Genomic DNA, 16047 nt, shown 5'->3' with positions numbered 1-16047 from the left:
CGCCGAGCGGGCCGGGGACCCGCGGGCGGGGCAGGTGACCGGCCGGGCGCCGTCGCACTGGGGGCTGGCGGCGCGCGGTGCGCTGGTGGAGGCGGGCGGGCCGCGGCTGCCGTTCGCGGTCACCGACCGGGACACGGCCTGGACGGATCTCGCGCCGCGCCTGTACCGGCAGGCGGCCGCCGCGCAGTGGGACCCGCTGGCCGCGGTGCCGTGGCAGACGCCGTTCACCCTGCCGGACGAGGTGGAGGCGGCCGTCGTCCAGGTCATGACGTACCTGGTGGAGAACGAGCAGGCGGCCCTGGTCGTGCCCGCGCGGCTGCTGGTCCAGGTGCACCCGCACTTCCGCGAGGTGCTGCAGCTGCTGGCCGTGCAGGCCGCCGACGAGGCCCGGCACGTGGAGGTCTTCACCCGGCGGGCGCTGCTGAAGGGCGGCGTGATGGGCACCTCGTCGGCGGGCGGCCGGGCGTCGCTGGCGACCCTGCTGGCCGAACCCGACTTCTCCGTCGCGTCGTTCCTGCTGTCCGTGCTCGGGGAGGGCAGCTTCCTCAGTCTGCTGACGTTCCTGGACCGGCACGCGCCGGACCCGGTGACGCGCCGGATCAGCCGTCTGGTGCGGCAGGACGAGGCCCGGCACGTCGCCTTCGGGCTGGGCCATCTGGAGCACCGCGCCGGCGTGGACCCGCGGCTGCGCGGCCGGCTGCGGGCCGCCGTGGAGCGCCGCCACGACGTACTGGCCGACACCGCGGGCCTGAACCGGGACGTGTTCGACGCGCTCGTGCTGCTGGCCGCCGGATCGTGGGAGCCGGAGGCGATCGCCCGCGGCTGGCAGGCGGTGCTGCGGCTGCAGGCGGAGATGGACGAGGGGCGGCGTCACCGGCTGTCCCGGCTGGGCTTCCCCGACGACGAGGCCGCCGCCCTGTCGGCGCTGCACACCCGCAACTTCATGTAGCACGCGACCGTCCCCACCGCATCACCGCGTATGCCCGGGCGCCGTTTCGGGCGCGCGGCGTCCGGGCACCCGTGCCAGGCTCGAGAACGAGCACCGGGAGTGCGGGACTGACACGGCGGCAGGAAGGCGGGCACGGCGTGGCAGAAGCTGACAAGGACACGTCATACGAGCTGTCGGCACGCGGCGAACGGGTGCCTTCCGCCGACCGCGGGAGGCGAACTGGATGATCGGGGTGACGCTGTTCGGGCTCGCCCTGCTGGAGGGCTTCTGCGGCTACTCGCTCCCCGACGATCTGCTGTCCGGCACCGGTCTGCGCACCGCCCAGGACATCATGCTGTCGATCCCGGTGGTCGGCTCCTACTTCCAGTTCTTCGTCTTCGGCGGCCAGTACCCCGGGCACGAGATCATCCCGCGCCTGTACGTGTTCCACATCCTGCTGCTGGCCGGCGGTCAGGACGTCCTGTCGTACGTGTTCCACGTCCCGTTCGAGCTGCTGACGCACTGGTTGCGCGCCGGTGTGTTCGTGGTGCCGTTCGTGGTCTACCACGCGACCAAGCGGGCCTGCCTCGGGCTGCAGGCGGCCGGCCGCCGGCGGCTGCTGGAGGGCCGGGTCACGGCGCAGGTGCGGCGTACGTCCGGGGGTGGTTACGAGGAGGCGCGGACGCTGCTGTCCGGGGAGGAGGCGTACCGCATCCTCGTGCGGGACGAGCCACGGCCCCGGGCGCACGGGACGGAGGTCTGGCGCTGGTTCCGCAGGCACCGGATCCGCAACGCGCTGAGCCGGTGGTTCTTCGGCGAACGGGTGGAGCTGCCCGCCACCGAGTGGCAGCGGCAGCGGATCGAGATCGCGCGGGCCGGCCCGAAGGAGGCCGAGGAGAGCAGTGAGAGCTGAGCGAGGAGGTCCGGACATGACCGAAGGCAGTACGGCGGCGGTGCACGGGGCGGGCGGGGCCGCGCCCTCGGGGAACCTGCTGTTCGGGCCGCAGCCGAACGTGGCGGAGGCGGCCGGATACCCCGACGCCCCGCCCCGGATGGGTTTCTTCACCGACACCTCGGTGTGCATCGGCTGCAAGGCCTGCGAGGTGGCGTGCAAGGAGTGGAACGCGGTGCCGGAGGACGGCCTGGAGCTGACCGGCATGTCGTACGACAACACCCAGGGGCTCGGTGCCGACACCTGGCGGCACGTGGCCTTCATCGAGCAGCGCAAGCCGCTGGGTGGTCAGGAGCCCGGGGTCCACCACGGTGGCTTCGACGTGTTCGAGGCCGCCCGGCAACTGGGCGCCTCGCCCTCCTCCCCCGGTCCCGGGGCCACCGCGCCCCCGCCGGAGTCGGCCCCGGCCGGCGCTCCGGCCGGGGAGATCTCCCCGGTGTCGCCGGACGGGCGGACCGAGCTGCGCTGGCTGATGTCCTCCGACGTGTGCAAGCACTGCACGCACGCGGCCTGCCTGGACGTGTGTCCCACGGGGGCGTTGTTCCGCACCGAGTTCGGCACGGTGGTGGTCCAGGAGGACGTGTGCAACGGCTGCGGGTACTGCGTGCCCGCCTGCCCGTACGGGGTGATCGACCAGCGTGAGGGGGACGGGCGGGTCTGGAAGTGCACGCTGTGCTACGACCGGCTGGGCGTCGGCATGGAGCCGGCCTGCGCCAAGGCCTGTCCCACCGACTCCATCCAGTTCGGCCCGCTGGAGGAGCTGCGGGAGCGGGCGGCCGCCCGGGTGGCGCAGCTGCACGCGGCCGGGGTGACGGACGCGCGGCTGTACGGGGAGAGCCCGGACGACGGGGTCGGCGGCGACGGCGCGTTCTTCCTGCTGCTCGACGAGCCCGAGGTCTACGGCCTGCCACCGGATCCGGTGGTCACCACCAGGGATCTGCCCGCGATGTGGAGGCACGCGGCGATGGCCGCCGCCTCGCTCGCCGCGCTGGGCATCGCCAGTTTCGTCAGGAGGCCACGATGAGCGGATCGGACGTCACCCGCGGGGGTGTCGGGGGATCGCAGCCGGGCCGGGACGCCCTGACGGGCGCTCGCGGCGGGCGCGGGCGGCACAGGCGGCGCCGTGGACGCGGCGAGCAGCCGATGGTGCCGGAGGCCCGGTTCTCGTCCTACTACGGCAAACCGGTCCTGAACAAGCCCACCTGGAAACCCTTGGACATCGCCGGCTACCTCTGGCTCGGAGGGCTGGCCGGGGGCTCGTCGCTGCTGGCGGCCGGGGCACAGGCCACGGGGCGGCCGGCGCTGGCCCGGGCGGCGAAGCTGGGTGCGGCGGGGGCGATCTCCGCGTCGCTGGCGGCGCTGGTGCACGACCTCGGCCGGCCCGCCCGGTTCCTCAACATGCTCCGCGTCTTCAAGCCGACCTCGCCGATGAACATGGGCTCCTGGCTGCTGGCCGGGTACGCGCCGCTGACGGTGGCCGCCGCGGCCGCCGAGGTGACGGGCCGTTACCGCATGCTGGGCGCCGGCGCCACGGCGGCCGCCGCCGTCCTGGGTCCGGCGGTGGCCACCTACACCGCCGTGCTGATCTCCGACACGGCGGTGCCCTCGTGGCACGAGGGCTACCGAGAGATGCCGTTCGTGTTCGCCGGTTCCGGCGCGAGCGCCGCGGCCGGGCTGGCCCTGGCCTGTGTGCCGACCGGGCAGGCGGGCCCGGCGCGCCGCATGGCGGTGCTCGGTGCGGCACTGGAGATGGGCACCTTCCAGCTGATGAAGCGCCGGATGGGCCTGGTGGCCGAGCCGTTCGAGCAGGGCGGACCGCACAAGCTGCTGCGTGCGGCGGAGCTCCTCACGGCAGGCGGCGCGGCGCTGTCCGCGCTCGCGGGCCGGCGGGGCAGCCGTCCCCTGGCCGTGGCGGCGGGGGCAGCGCTGCTCTCCGGCTCCGCAGCCCTCAGGTTCGGCGTCTTCCACGCCGGCGTGGCCTCCGCGGAGGACCCCAAGTACACGGTCGTACCCCAGCGGGAACGGCTGCGGACCCGCGCGGGCTGACGCCCGGTCACCCACGGCGCTTCCCCGCGTGCGGGCGGGCGTCAGGGGGCATGCGGGGCACCGGCCGGGGGCAGGGGGAGGTCGTTCACGGCCAGCCGTTCCTCGCGGTTCACCCAGGACCAGGTGACCGCCGCCGCGGCGATGCCGAGGGGCAGCATGCCCACGATCATGGCGATCCCCTCCGCCGGCCGGCCCACGGCGACCACCCAGACCGCGGGCAGATCCAGCAGCGGGGCCGCCAGGAACAGGTACAGGCACCGGCCGGGATCGCTCAGGCGGTGCCGGGTGCGGGCGAGGACGGGGATCCAGAAGAGCACCGCGGACACCACCAGGGCCGGCTCCGCCAGCCAGGCGCCGGCCGGCGGCGCAAGCCCGGCCAGGCCGCCGAGCACCGCCCAGGCGTGCACCACCAGCAGCAGCGGCAGGGCGGCGCCCGCCGGCAGGCTCGCCCACCGCCACAGCGGGGAGCCGAGCACGTCCCTGATCAGACGGGCGCCGATGATCCGGTTGTCGGCGTTCGCCTCCTTGCCGACGGGCAGGTCCTTGGTCCAGCGGAAGCGGGCCTTGAAGTTGGGCGCGTCGGCCCGCCCCTGCCAGCAGTTCTTCCACGCCTGGAGGTACGTCTTCAGCACCGCCTGCGCGACCTGCGCGGGCAGGACGGCGAGCCAGTCGATCTCCTTGCGGGCCTGGCGGATCGCCGCATCGGCGGCGGTCGGCGTGCGCTTGTCCTGGGGGAGCATCGTCCACCAGCCGTGCAGCAGGTTCCACGTCGTACGGGCGGCGTGCGCCTGAGCGTCGACGAGCCGGACCTGCGCAGGCGTCAGCGCCAGCCGGGCACGGTGCCCGAACAGCCGCTTCTGCTGCGCACGCTCCGTGGTCACGCGATCACTCTAACCATTGGGTTCATGTCGCCGCGGTGGAATCCACATCCTGACGTGCACACCGGTCCTCACGTCGTCCACCACCTTCACGTCCATTTGGTGTTCGTCACCAAATACCGGCGCGGCGCCCTCACCGACGCCACGCTGAGACGGTGCGAGCAGATCATGAAGGAGGTGTGCGAGGACTTCGAGACCGAGCTGAAGCAGCTCAACGGCGAAGACGACCACGTGCACCTGCTCGCGCACTACCCGCCCAAGGTCCAGCCCTCCAAACTGGCCAACTCCCTCAAGGACGACTCCGCCCGGCTGCTGCGCAAGAAGTACGACGCCCACGCGCGCCGGTACCTGCGGGGCGGCCATTTCTGGCCCGGCGCGCACTTCGCCGGGAGTTGCGGCGGGGCACCGCCGATCGCCGTACGCCAGTACATCGAGAACCAGCAGCTCCCCGCGTGAGCTTTCCTGTCCTGCAGCGATGCTCCGACGCTTCGCGCCGGGAGACGGTCGGCTGCCGTCCGGCACGCCGCCTGAGGAGCGCGTGGCCGAGCAGGGCACACACGACCAGGAACACGGACCCGGCAATCGTGGACTCCAGGGCGAACGCACTGCCGAAAATACGGCGCTGGGTCACCTGAACACCGCCGCGTGGCCAAAGCTCCCGGCAGCCATACGATCACTCCCGTCCCCGCCCCGCGGAACCATGGCCGTTCGGGTATTACGGACATGATGGATGGTCTGCGAGCAGACACACCGTCATGCCGGAGGCTGGAGCCTCCCCGGCGTCCACGGTTCGCGCCTTCCGCGCGGGAGGCTTCCGGTTTCGCCCTCCACGCCCGGGGTACTTCGCATCACCAGCCGCCGGACCAGAAGGAGACGGGAGCCGTGCCCAGCCGCAGCCAGGCCCAGCGTCTGCGCCGGCAGCCCATCGTCGACCTGGCCGAGCAGCTCGGGAACCAGCTGCGACGGCACGTCGCCTTCGAGGATGCCGTCTTCGCCCGGCTGCACGAGAATCTGCCGCGGGAGGATCGCGAGCAGTTGGGGTCCAGGGTCGTCCGGCCCGCCGACCGCGAGGGAACGGAGCGGGACGACACTTGACCGAACGGCCGCACGACACCGGGCAGCAGCACCGAAAGGGCTACCTCTCATGGGTGTACGCACGTGGATCGACTCCTGGCCGGTCTACCGCCAGCTCAAGGGCACCGATCCCCTGGGCCGCGGGGCCGCCGCCAAGAGCGGGCCCAGCTCGCGGCTCACCCCCCGGGTCGCCTCGGCCGACCGGGTGGTGAAGTCGATCTGTCCGTACTGCGCCGTGGGCTGCGGCCAGAACGTCTACGTCGAGGACGAGCGGGTCACCCAGATCGAGGGCGACCCCGACTCCCCCATCTCCCGCGGTCGGCTGTGTCCCAAGGGCGCGGCCAGCCTGCAGCTGACCACCGGCGGCGCGCGGGAGCACCACGTCCTGTACCGGCGCCCGCACGGCACCGAGTGGGAGCGGCTCGACCTGGACACGGCGATGGACATGATCGCCGACCGGGTGGTCGAGGCCCGCCGGGCCGGCTGGCAGTGGGAGGTCGACGACGTCCGCACCCGGCGCACGCTGGGGATCGCGAGCCTGGGCGGGGCGACGCTGGACAACGAGGAGAACTACCTGATCAAGAAGCTCTTCACCGCTCTGGGCGCGATCCAGATCGAGAACCAGGCGCGTGTTTGACACTCCTCCACCGTTCCCAGTCTGGGAACCTCGTTCGGCCGCGGCGGCGCGACCACCTTCCAGCAGGACCTGCAGAACTCCGACTGCATCGTCATCCAGGGCTCGAACATGGCCGAGTGCCATCCGGTCGGGTTCCAGTGGGTGATGGAGGCCAAGGCCCGCGGCGCGAAGGTGGTCCACGTCGACCCGCGGTTCACCCGGACCAGCGCGCTGGCCGACGTGCACGTGCCGCTGCGCGCGGGCTCGGACATCGCCTTCCTCGGCGGGATCATCAACTACGTCCTGAGCAACGACCGGTACTTCCGTGACTACGTCGTGGCCTACACCAACGGGCCCGTGGTGCTGAGCGAGGACTTCCGGGACACCGAGGACCTGAACGGCGTGTTCTCCGGCCTGGATCCCGACAGCCGCAAATACGACAACAGCAGCTGGCAGTACGAGGGCATGGAGGTGCAGGCGGCTTCCGGCCAGCGCGACGAGGAGTACGGCAAGCGCACCGGCGGCAAGTCGCTGGCCACGGCGGGACGCGGCGAGGCCCACGGGTCGGGCGGCGCGGACATCGGCGAGGGCGAACCCGAACGCGACGAGACCATGACCCACCCGCGGTGCGTCTTCCAGGTGCTCAAGCGGCACTACGCCCGCTACACCCCCGAGATGGTCGAGCGGATCTGCGGGGTGCCGCAGGAGCTGTTCCGTCAGGTGTGCGAGCTGGTGACCGAGAACTCCGGGCGGGACCGGACCACCGCGTTCGCCTACGCGGTGGGCTGGACCCAGCACACCGTCGGCGTGCAGTACATCCGCGCGGCCGCCGTGCTGCAGACCCTGCTCGGCAACATCGGCCGGCCCGGCGGCGGCATCATGGCGCTGCGCGGGCACGCCTCGATCCAGGGGTCGACCGACATCCCCACCCTGTTCAACCTGCTGCCCGGGTACATCCCGATGCCGCACGCGCACAAGAACGAGGACCTGGACTCCTTCGTGCACGCCGAGGCGGCGAGCAAGGGCTTCTGGGGCGACATGCGCTCGTACCTGGTGAGCCTGCTCAAGGCGTACTGGGGCGACGCGGCGACGCCGGACAACGACTTCTGCTTCGACTACCTGCCGCGGCTGACCGGCTCGCACTCCACGTACGAGACGGTGATGGCCCAGATGGAGGGCGTCTGCAAGGGCTACTTCCTGATGGGCGAGAACCCCACGGTCGGCTCCGCCAACGCCAAGATGCACCGCCTGGGCATGGCCAACCTGGACTGGCTGGTCGTACGGGACTTCTCCCTGATCGAGTCGGCCACCTGGTGGAAGGACGGGCCGGAGATCGAGACCGGGGAGCTGCGCACGGAGGACATCCGCACCGAGGTGTTCTTCCTGCCGGCCGCCGCGCACACCGAGAAGGACGGCAGCTTCACCAACACCCAGCGGCTGCTGCAGTGGCACCACCAGGCCGTCGAGCCGCCCGGCGAGGCGCGCAGCGACCTGTGGTTCACCTTCCACCTCGGCCGGCTGATCCGGCAGAAGCTCGCCGGGTCCACCGACCCGATGGACCGGCCGGTGCTCGACCTGACCTGGGACTACCCCACGAAGGGCGAGATCGCCGAGCCCGAGGCGGAGACGGTGCTCGCCGAGATCAACGGCTACGACGCCGAGGGCAACCCGCTGGCCTCCTACGAGCAGCTGAACCCCGACGGATCCACCGCCTGCGGCTGCTGGATCTACTGCGGTGTCTACGCCGACGGCGTCAACCAGGCCGCCCGCCGCAAGCCGGGCAAGGAGCAGAACTGGGTGGCGGGCGAGTGGGGCTGGGCCTGGCCGGCCAACCGCCGGATCCTCTACAACCGGGCCTCGGCGGACCCGGACGGCAAGCCGTGGAGCGAGCGCAAGGCGCTGGTGTGGTGGGACGAGGACGAGGCGGAGTGGACGGGCCACGACATCGCCGACTTCTCCAAGGACAAGTCCCCGTACCACCGGCCTCCGCCGGGCGCGACCGCCGCCGAGGCGCTGTCGGGCACCGACGCGTTCGTGATGCAGGCCGACGGCAAGGCGTGGCTGTACGTGCCGGCCGGGCTGACCGACGGGCCGCTGCCGACGCACTACGAACCGCAGGACTCGCCGTTCCCCAACCTGCTGTACGGCCAGCAGCGCAATCCGGTACGGCAGTTGATGCCGCCGCACCCGGACAACCGCTATCAGCCGAGCGCTGGTGAGCCGGGCTCGGAGGTGTTCCCGTTCGTGGCGACCACCTACCGGCTGACCGAACACCACACCGCGGGCGGTATGACGCGCTGGCTGCCGTATCTGGCGGAGCTGCAGCCGGAGTTCTTCTGCGAGGTGTCGCCGGAGCTGGCCGCCGAGCGGGGTCTGGAGCACACCGGCTGGGCGACGATCGTCAGCGCCCGGGGGGTGATCGAGGCGCGGGTGCTGGTCACCGACCGGGTGCCGCCGCTGACGGTGCACGGCCGCACCCTGCACCAGGTGGGCCTGCCCTACCACTGGGGGCCGAACGGCTACAGCACCGGCGACGCCGCCAACGAGCTGCTGCACCTGTCCCTCGACCCCAACACCCACATCCAGGAGACCAAGGCGTTCGCCGTCGACATCCGCCCGGGCCGCCGCCCGAGGGGTCCGGCCGCTCCGGAACTGGTCCGTTCCTACCGGGCCCGCGCGGGCATCGACGCACAGACCGGGACGGAGCCCTGACCGGGGTGACCGGTGGCCCAGGGCGGGTGACCGGTCACCTCAGCACGACCGAGTGGGGTCCTCGCGGGACGAGTTCGCCGATCACCGGGTGGCCGGGGACCTCGCCGGCGACCAGGAGGCCGCCGGAGGTCTGGGCGTCGGCCAGGAGGAGGCGGGTGTCGGTGTCCGTGTCGCCGAAGTCGGTGTGCGGGGCCACCCACTGAAGGTTCCGCCGGGTGCCGCCGCTGACGTGGCCGTCGCGTACGGCCTCCCGGGCGCCGTCCACATAGGGCACGGCGGCGGTGTCGACCACGGCCGTCACACCCGAGGCGCGGGCCAGTTTGTGCAGGTGGCCGAGGAGGCCGAAGCCCGTCACGTCGGTGGCGCAGGAGGCACCGGCGGCCAGGGCGGCGGCGCAGGCGTCGCGGTTGAGGGCCACCATGGTGGCGACGGCCTGCTCGAACCGCTCGCCGGTGGCCTTGTGGCGGTTGTTCAGCACGCCCAGGCCGAGGGGCTTGGTCAGCGTCAGGGGCAGTCCGGGGCGTCCCGCGTCGTTGCGCAGCAGCCGCTCCGGGTCCGCGAGGCCGGTGACGGCCATGCCGTACTTGGGTTCGGGGTCGTCGACGCTGTGCCCGCCGCCCACGTGGCAGCCGGCCTCGGCGGCGATCTCCAGCCCGCCGCGCAGCACCTCGCGGGCCAGGTCGAAGGGCAGGACGTCACGCGGCCAGGCCAGCAGGTTGACCGCCACGACGGGACGGCCGCCCATCGCGTACACGTCCGACAGGGCGTTGGCGGCGGCGATGCGTCCCCAGTCGTAGGGGTCGTCGACCACCGGGGTGAAGAAGTCGGCGGTGGCGACCACCGCCTGCGCGGCGCCGCCCTGCGCGGGCAGCGTGACGACGGCGGCGTCGTCGCCCGTGGCCAGACCGACCAGCAGCGGGGTGTCGCCGGCGGCGGGAAGCGCCGCCGACAGTCCGCCGAGCACGTCCTCCAGCTCGCCCGGCGGGATCTTGCAGGCGCAGCCGCCGCCGTGGGCGAACTGCGTGAGCCGTACGGGGGTGTCAGCGGTGGCGGTCATTCCGGGTCTCCTGATCTCAGCCGGTTTCCGTCGTCTGTTTCCGTCGCCTGCGCGGCCCGCCGGGACCCTTCCGGTAGCCTGGCGGCCGGTGGAGGCGTGTGGGTGCCTGGTGGCCCTCCCGGTCTTCAAAACCGAGGTGCCCGAGGATCTCGGGCAGGCGGGTTCGATTCCCGTCCGCCTCCGCTTCCCCCGGTGTCCGCCCGGCAGCGTCTGCGCTGGTCGTCCACCCGCTCGGTGTGGCCGCGGGCGTCGAGGAACTCCAGCAGCGGCACGGCGACCCTGCGGGTGGTGTCGAGCGCCTTGCGCGCCTCGCTGAGCGTGAAGGGCTGCGGCAGGCGGCGCAGCACCGCGGCGGCCCGGACGTCCGCCCCCGGCAGCAGCACGATCCCCTCGCCGACCCGCAGCAGCGCGCCCGCGGAGACGGCCGCGGCCACGGCCTTGCGGTTGAGCCCGAGTTGGGCGAGGCGGTCGGCCTCCGGCGCGCGGAACGGCGCCCGTTCCAGCTCGCGCCGCACCGCGTCGACGGCCGCCCGGACCGGCGGGGGCAGGGTGGGGCCGGTGCCGGCGGGGCCGTACAGGCGCCCGTCGCGCCGCTGCAGCCGTGGCTCGCCGGGGGTCCGGGCGAGTGCGTCCACCAGGGCCCGGTCGGGCAGGCCGAGCAGGTGCCGGGCCGCTTCCGTCGGCAGCCCCGGCTCCATGGGGTGCCGGTGTGCGTACCGCTCGACCTCGGCGACCAGCCGCTCGCGCAGCCGGGCCCAGTGGTCCCGGTCGGCCAGCCAGTCCCCGGTGACGGGCGGACAGGGCGGGGATACGCCCATGGCCAGCAGGCGGGAGCGGCGGACGAGCCCGCGGCGCCGCAGCTCCGCCGCGCCGTCGGGACGGCCCGTCATCGTGGCCAGCTCCGCCGCCCTGGCCCGCCCGGCGCCCCGGCGGGTCAGGTCCGGCGGGCACACGTCGAGCACGGTCGCCGCGCAGGGCATGCGCCGCCCGCCCGGCTCGCGCAGGACCGCCCGGTCCCCGACGCGCAGCGGCAGCGGGTGACGCAGGGTCAGCCTGGCGGTGTCCTCACCCAGGGGGCGGACGGTGACCTCGACGGCCGCCGTGCCGATGTGCAGGCCGGCGGTGCGGGGCAGTTCGTCGACCGGCTCGCCGGTGACGCGGACGTCGATCCGGTCGGTGAGCAGCCAGCGGTCCGGGGCCAGCAGCACCTGTCCGCGCCGCAGCTCCCCGCCGAGCGGACCGTGCACGTTGACCGCGACCCGTGCGACCCCGCTGACGGCGCTGCGCTGCTGTTGCAGGCACTGCAGCCCGCGCACCCTCAGGGGGACCGGGCCGTCCCCGGTCACCAGCCGGTCGCCGACGCGCAGGGTGCCCGCACCGAGGGTGCCGGTCACCACGGTGCCGTGCCCGCGCACGGTGAAGGCGCGGTCCAGCCACAGCCGTACGTCCGCGTCGGCGGGCGGCACGGGCAGCGCGCGGGCCAGCCGGGCCAGTGCGGTGCGCAGCTCGTCCAGTCCGGCGCCGGTCACCGCGCTCACCGCGACGGACGGCACGGCGCCCAGCGAGGTCCGGGCCAGCCGTGCGAGGGCGTCGGCGTGCACCGGACCGGGGTCGGCCAGGTCGCTGCGGGTCACGGCGAGGACGGCGTGCCGTACGCCGAGCGCGTCGAGGATCGCCAGGTGTTCCTCGGACTGCGGCTGCCAACCCTGGTCGGCGGCGACCACGAACAGCACGGCGGGCACGGGGCCGACCCCGGCCAGCATGGTGGCCACGAACTTCTCGTGCCCCGGTACGTCGACGAAGGCGAGGTGCTCGCCGTCGTCGTCGAGCCGGGTCCACACGAAGCCGAGGTCGAGGGTGAGCCCCCGGCGCCTCTCCTCCTCGTAGCGGTCGGGCTCCATTCCGGTCAGCGCCCGCACCAGGGCCGACTTGCCGTGGTCGACGTGTCCCGCGGTGGCCAGTACCCGCATGGCCCGCCTACCTTTCCGCCGCGGCCGACCGCACGGCCCCGGCCAGCCGTGCGTCGTCCTCCTCGGGCACCGCCCGCAGGTCCAGCAGGCACCGCCCGCCCTCCAGCCGCCCCACGACCGGCACCGGACCGGTACGCAGTACGGCGGCGTACGGCTCCGGCAGGGACAGGGCGGCGCTGGGCAGCGTCACGCCGGGCGCGCCGCCACCGCCGACCGTGGCGACGCCGGTGACGGCCCGGACGTCGATGCCGGTGGCGGCCAGCGCGGCGGCGAGCCGTTCGGCGCGGTGCATGAGCCGGTCCGCGTCGGCGGTGAGGGACACGGCGGTGGGGGTGTCGGGGCCCGTCAGGGTCGCCTCCAGGGCGGCCAGGGTGAGCTTGTCCACCCGCAGGGCACGGGCCAGGGGGTGCCGGGACAGGGTGCGTACGAGGTCCGTGTCACCGAGGAGCAGTCCGCACTGGGGGCCGCCGAGCAGCTTGTCCCCGCTGGCGGTGACCAGGGCCGCGCCGGCCCTCAACCGGGTCTCGGCGTCCGGCTCCTCGGGCAGCAGCGGGTGGGGGGCGAGCAGCCCGGAGCCGATGTCGACGACCACCGGCACGTCCAGCGCCGCCAGCTCGCGGATGCCGGCGGCACGGGTGAAGCCGGTGATGCGGAAGTTGGAGGGGTGCACCTTCAGCACGAAGGCCGTTTCGGGGCCGATCGCGGCGGCGTAGTCCTCGACGGTCGTACGGTTCGTGGTGCCGACCTCGCGGAGCCGTGCCCCGGTGGAGACCAGCAGGTCCGGCAGCCGGAAGCCGTCCCCGATCTCCACCATCTCGCCCCGGCTGATGACGATCTCCCGGCCTGCGGCGAGGGCGGTGGCGGCGAGGACGAGGGCGGCGGCGCCGTTGTTGACGACGTGCGCCGCCGCGGCGGACGGCACCCGGTCGCGCAGCGCTTCCAGGGCGGTGCGGCCCCGGCGGGCCCGCGCACCGGTCCGCAGGTCCAGCTCGACGTCCGTGGGTCCGGCGGCGTCCAGCACCGCCTGCCGGGCCGCCGCGGACAGGGAGGCCCGGCCGAGGTTGGTGTGCAGCAGCACCCCGGTGGCGTTGATCACCGGGCGCAGTCCGCCGGCCGCGCGCGGCAGCAGCGCCACGGCGGTGTCCGCCACCTCCTCGGGGGCGAGGGCGCCGTGGCGTGCCCGCTCCTGGGCCTGCCGGACCGCGGCCTTGACCGGTCCGGGCCCGAGCCGGCCCGCCGCGTCCACCAGGCGCGGGTCCCGCAGCACGGCGTCGGTGCGGGGGATCCGCCGCCGGGCGTCGCTCACCTGCCCCATGACCTGTTGCTCCATCAGGCCCCTCCGTCCCCGGCGCGACCTCGTGGCTGTCCCGGCACGCCCATCGTCTCCCAGCGCCCGCGGCGGTCCGCACGACACGCCGTACCGCACCACCGGGCAGCCGCTCGTGTACCCGGGCTGCGACACGGGAACCCGCACAGGTCCTGGCCGGCGCGTCGACGGCAGGAGTGAAGAGGTGCCGGATGGACAGGGGACGCACGCGGTGGATCTTCGACGGTCATATCGCCGGAGTCGGCACGGCCTCCGGCACGCGTCTCGTGCTGGGCTGCTGGACGCACTCGCCGTTCGGGCCGTTCGGCGACGTGATGGTCGAGCGGCCCGACGGGCATCGCGTGCTGCTGGCCCCCGACCGCAGGACGGCGCGCTTCATCGCCGCCACCTACGTCTTCGACGAGGTGCGCACCGAGCCGGTCCGGGTGACGGTCCGGGGTGACCGCTGGACCGTCACCTCCGACTCGCTGACCCTGCGTTTCACCACCGGCCGGCGGGGCCCGCCGGGGCTTGCGCTGCGCGCCGTGCCGCGGGTGCTCGCCGCCCGTCCGCGCTGGATCGAGGCGGTGAACCTGCCCGCACGCCTGCTGCGGGGCGTACGCACCCACGGCACGGCCGGCGGCGGGCGCCACGAATGGTACGGCGCGCGGGACCTGCGCCCGGTCAGGGGCGCCGACGCCGTCTTCGAGGGCGAGGACCTCGGGCCGCAGGCGGCGGTCGTACCGCCCGTGCGCTTCGGTTTCGGGTCGACCCCGCGCAGGCCCTGCCTGGTGCGCGTCACCACCACGGTGGCCGGTCCGCGTACGGGGTCTCCTCCCCGGTCGGCGGCGCGGTGACCGACGCGGCGGGCGCCGGCCCGCTCAGCCGGCCGTGTTCTCGGTGCGCAGGCGCACCTGCTCCTCCAGGCGGCGCAGGCTGCTGTCGAGGGCGTCGCGGGCGGCTCGTTCGCCCGGGTCGTGCGTGTCGTCGAAGAACGACAGGTGGGCGGTCACCTCACTGGCCCCGCTGCCGAGACCGGCGACCTGGAGCCAGCCCGCGTAGCCGCCCTGCTCGCGGGTGCCCCACTCGATGCGCATCTGGTCGCGTTCGGCACGCAGCAGGGCGGAGGTGTCCTCGCCGGTGTGATCCTCGTGCACGGTGACGGCGGGCGGCTCCTCGGGGTGCACGTGCAGGGCGTCGGGCAGCCAGGCGTCGAGCTGGGCGACGTTGGCGGCCTGGTCGAAGACGTGCTCGGGCGCTGCGGGCATGGTGCGTGAACGTTCGTACTCGGCCATGACGGCACCGTTCCTCCGCTCGGGGGTCCTACCTCGACCGCGTGCCCCCTCCGACGCGGCCGAAAAGCCCCGGTCCGGGGCGTCAGGTCGGAGCGGGGCGCAGGGCGCGCAGGACCGCCCAGACGACCGAGACGAACGGGACGGCGACGACGGCGCCGATGATGCCCCCGACGATGCTGCCCGCGATGACGGAGACGGCGACGACGAGGGGGTGCAGACGGACCGCCCAGCTCATGACCAGGGGGTGGAGCAGGTGTCCCTCGATCTGGCCGATGACGACGATCAGGGCGAGCACGGCCAACGCGGTGAGCGGGCCGCGCCCGGCGAGGGCCACCACCGTGGCCACGCCGAGCGCGATCGGCGACCCGACCAGCGGCACGAACGCGGCGAAGAACTCCAGCAGCATCAACGGCAGCGCGAGCGGTACGCGCAGCAGCAGCAGTGCGGCACCGACGAGTACGGCGTTGGTGGCGGCCACGATGAAGATGCCGCGGGTGTATCCGGCGAAGGTCCGCCAGGCGGCCCGCCCCGCCCGGTCCCAGACCGGGCGGGCCCCGCGGGGCAGCAGCTCGTCGCTCACCCACCGCCAGAGTTTCTCGCCGGAATGGATGAAGAAGACGGACGAGAAGAGCGCGAGGGCGCCCGCCGTGACCAGTTCCACGAGCCGGCCGAAGCCGCTGAGGGCCCTGTTGACCAGGCCCGCGCGGTGGGCGGACAGGTAGGACAGGACCTGTTTCTGCAGGGCGGTGAGTTTGCCCGGACCGACCCGGAACGGCGGGCGCTGGAGCCACTGCTCGATCCGGTGGATGCCGCCGCCGAACTCGCTCGCCAGCTTCGCCGACTCCCCCGCCACCAGGTTGCCCACGAAGGCGAGCAGAGTGAACAGGGCGAGCAGGCTGCCGACCAGGGCGACGGCGATGCTGAGCGGCCGTGGCAGGAGGTGGTTCAGCAGGTCGGTCAGGGGGCGCAGGACCGAGGTGATGACCAGGGCCAGGAAGATGGCCACGGCGATGAGCTGGAAGCGGCCGAGGACGGTGAAGACGCCGTAGACGACGATGCCGACGAGGATGAGCCGCCAGGCGTAGGCGGCGGCGACGCGCAGCCAGGTGACCGGGTGCGCGGCCTGCGCGGCGGCAGGAGCGGGCCGGGGGCGCGACGGGAGGCGTACGGGGTGCGCCGGGCGGCTGCCCAGCACCACGCCGCCCGTCCGGCG

General features: G+C 73.8%; 13 protein-coding genes, 1 tRNA gene and 3 pseudogenes. 10 read left to right on the top strand and 7 right to left on the bottom strand.

The window, feature by feature from the left end; all coding sequences use genetic code 11:
- The 4 genes and pseudogenes from DEP02_RS31715 to nrfD all read left to right on the top strand — a co-directional run.
- Positions 1 to 949: ferritin-like domain-containing protein (locus tag DEP02_RS31715; RefSeq protein WP_112471124.1), on the top strand; the 949-nt coding region annotated here is incomplete at its 5' end.
- A gap of 187 nt (positions 950 to 1136) precedes the next feature.
- A pseudogene (locus DEP02_RS35950) lies at positions 1137 to 1391 on the top strand (cytochrome b N-terminal domain-containing protein); the annotation flags it as partial.
- Between the two features lie 466 nt (positions 1392 to 1857).
- Complete coding sequence (locus DEP02_RS31705) at positions 1858 to 2904, top strand: 4Fe-4S dicluster domain-containing protein (RefSeq protein WP_112471120.1); 1047 nt, start codon at positions 1858 to 1860, stop codon at positions 2902 to 2904.
- Entirely contained in the window at positions 2901 to 3926 is a 1026-nt protein-coding gene (gene nrfD / locus DEP02_RS31700) for an NrfD/PsrC family molybdoenzyme membrane anchor subunit (protein ID WP_198668689.1), read from the top strand. The genes DEP02_RS31705 and nrfD overlap by 4 nt, the downstream gene beginning before the upstream one ends.
- Positions 3927 to 3967: 41 nt before the next feature.
- On the opposite strand, the gene DEP02_RS35990 is transcribed toward nrfD, so the two are convergent.
- Positions 3968 to 4807 carry a hypothetical protein gene (locus DEP02_RS35990; protein WP_500300220.1) on the bottom strand — a complete coding sequence of 280 codons (840 nt, stop codon included), beginning with the start codon at positions 4805 to 4807 and terminating at the stop codon, positions 3968 to 3970.
- Positions 4808 to 4831: 24 nt separating this feature from the next.
- Between DEP02_RS35990 and tnpA the strand changes: the two genes are divergently transcribed.
- The 3 genes from tnpA to fdh all read left to right on the top strand — a co-directional run bounded on the left by tnpA (position 4832) and on the right by fdh (position 9206).
- On the top strand, positions 4832 to 5260 hold the full coding sequence (tnpA, locus tag DEP02_RS31685) for an IS200/IS605 family transposase (RefSeq protein WP_112471118.1): 429 nt from the start codon (positions 4832 to 4834) through the stop codon (positions 5258 to 5260).
- Positions 5261 to 5686: 426 nt separating this feature from the next.
- Positions 5687 to 5899, top strand: coding sequence for a hypothetical protein (locus DEP02_RS31680; RefSeq protein WP_112471117.1), 213 nt, complete (start codon positions 5687 to 5689; stop codon positions 5897 to 5899).
- A gap of 49 nt (positions 5900 to 5948) precedes the next feature.
- Positions 5949 to 9206 (top strand): formate dehydrogenase, encoded by a 3258-nt coding sequence (fdh, locus tag DEP02_RS31670; protein ID WP_198668688.1) that lies wholly within the window; start codon positions 5949 to 5951, stop codon positions 9204 to 9206.
- 34 nt (positions 9207 to 9240) lie between these two features.
- On the opposite strand, the gene selD is transcribed toward fdh, so the two are convergent.
- Positions 9241 to 10263: a selenide, water dikinase SelD gene (gene selD, locus DEP02_RS31665; protein WP_112471114.1), complete on the bottom strand. Its 1023-nt coding sequence runs from the start codon at positions 10261 to 10263 to the stop codon at positions 9241 to 9243.
- Between the two features lie 90 nt (positions 10264 to 10353).
- On the opposite strand from selD, the gene DEP02_RS33775 reads away from it, so the two are divergent.
- Positions 10354 to 10447 (top strand) — tRNA-Sec (locus DEP02_RS33775).
- Positions 10448 to 10484: 37 nt separating this feature from the next.
- On the opposite strand, the pseudogene DEP02_RS35185 reads toward DEP02_RS33775, so the two are convergent.
- Positions 10485 to 10961: pseudogene (locus tag DEP02_RS35185) on the bottom strand (SelB domain-containing protein); the annotation flags it as partial.
- A 118-nt stretch (positions 10962 to 11079) separates the two neighbouring features.
- Between DEP02_RS35185 and DEP02_RS35180 the strand changes: the two are divergent.
- The gene (locus DEP02_RS35180; RefSeq protein ID WP_232839367.1) at positions 11080 to 11304 is read left to right on the top strand and encodes a hypothetical protein; all 225 of its coding nucleotides are present in this window, start codon (positions 11080 to 11082) and stop codon (positions 11302 to 11304) included.
- A gap of 452 nt (positions 11305 to 11756) precedes the next feature.
- On the opposite strand, the pseudogene DEP02_RS35175 reads toward DEP02_RS35180, so the two are convergent.
- Positions 11757 to 12233 (bottom strand): annotated as a pseudogene (locus DEP02_RS35175) (GTP-binding protein); the annotation flags it as partial.
- Positions 12234 to 12240: 7 nt separating this feature from the next.
- Complete coding sequence (selA, locus tag DEP02_RS31655; protein ID WP_112471112.1) at positions 12241 to 13563, bottom strand: L-seryl-tRNA(Sec) selenium transferase; 1323 nt, start codon at positions 13561 to 13563, stop codon at positions 12241 to 12243.
- Positions 13564 to 13751: 188 nt separating this feature from the next.
- Between selA and DEP02_RS31650 the strand changes: the two genes are divergently transcribed.
- On the top strand, positions 13752 to 14396 hold the full coding sequence (locus DEP02_RS31650; RefSeq protein WP_112471111.1) for a hypothetical protein: 645 nt from the start codon (positions 13752 to 13754) through the stop codon (positions 14394 to 14396).
- A gap of 24 nt (positions 14397 to 14420) precedes the next feature.
- Here the strand turns inward: DEP02_RS31650 and DEP02_RS31645 are convergent, their stop codons facing one another.
- Together DEP02_RS31645 and DEP02_RS31640 are read right to left on the bottom strand one after the other, a co-directional pair.
- Positions 14421 to 14834, bottom strand: coding sequence for an SRPBCC family protein (locus tag DEP02_RS31645; protein ID WP_112471110.1), 414 nt, complete (start codon positions 14832 to 14834; stop codon positions 14421 to 14423).
- An 82-nt stretch (positions 14835 to 14916) separates the two neighbouring features.
- The coding region (locus DEP02_RS31640; protein WP_232839366.1) for an AI-2E family transporter at positions 14917 to 16047 on the bottom strand (1131 nt) is incomplete at its 5' end.

The sequence above is a fragment of the Streptomyces triticisoli genome, assembly GCF_003270085.1.
Lineage (GTDB): Bacteria > Actinomycetota > Actinomycetes > Streptomycetales > Streptomycetaceae > Streptomyces > Streptomyces triticisoli.
Note: the sequence above shows the minus strand (reverse complement) of the source record. Positions and strands in the feature narration are given on the sequence as shown.

Bases quoted from the DNA above. Each gene is read 5' to 3' on its own strand.
- DEP02_RS31705 (WP_112471120.1), top strand. From the start codon at position 1,858: ATGACCGAAGGCAGTACGGCGGCGGTGCACGGGGCGGGCGGGGCCGCG.
- nrfD (WP_198668689.1), top strand. From the start codon at position 2,901: ATGAGCGGATCGGACGTCACCCGCGGGGGTGTCGGGGGATCGCAGCCG.
- tnpA (WP_112471118.1), top strand. From the start codon at position 4,832: ATGTCGCCGCGGTGGAATCCACATCCTGACGTGCACACCGGTCCTCAC.
- selD (WP_112471114.1), bottom strand. From the start codon at position 10,263: ATGACCGCCACCGCTGACACCCCCGTACGGCTCACGCAGTTCGCCCAC.
- DEP02_RS35180 (WP_232839367.1), top strand. From the start codon at position 11,080: ATGGCCAGCAGGCGGGAGCGGCGGACGAGCCCGCGGCGCCGCAGCTCC.
- selA (WP_112471112.1), bottom strand. From the start codon at position 13,563: ATGGAGCAACAGGTCATGGGGCAGGTGAGCGACGCCCGGCGGCGGATC.
- DEP02_RS31650 (WP_112471111.1), top strand. From the start codon at position 13,752: ATGGACAGGGGACGCACGCGGTGGATCTTCGACGGTCATATCGCCGGA.
- DEP02_RS31645 (WP_112471110.1), bottom strand. From the start codon at position 14,834: ATGGCCGAGTACGAACGTTCACGCACCATGCCCGCAGCGCCCGAGCAC.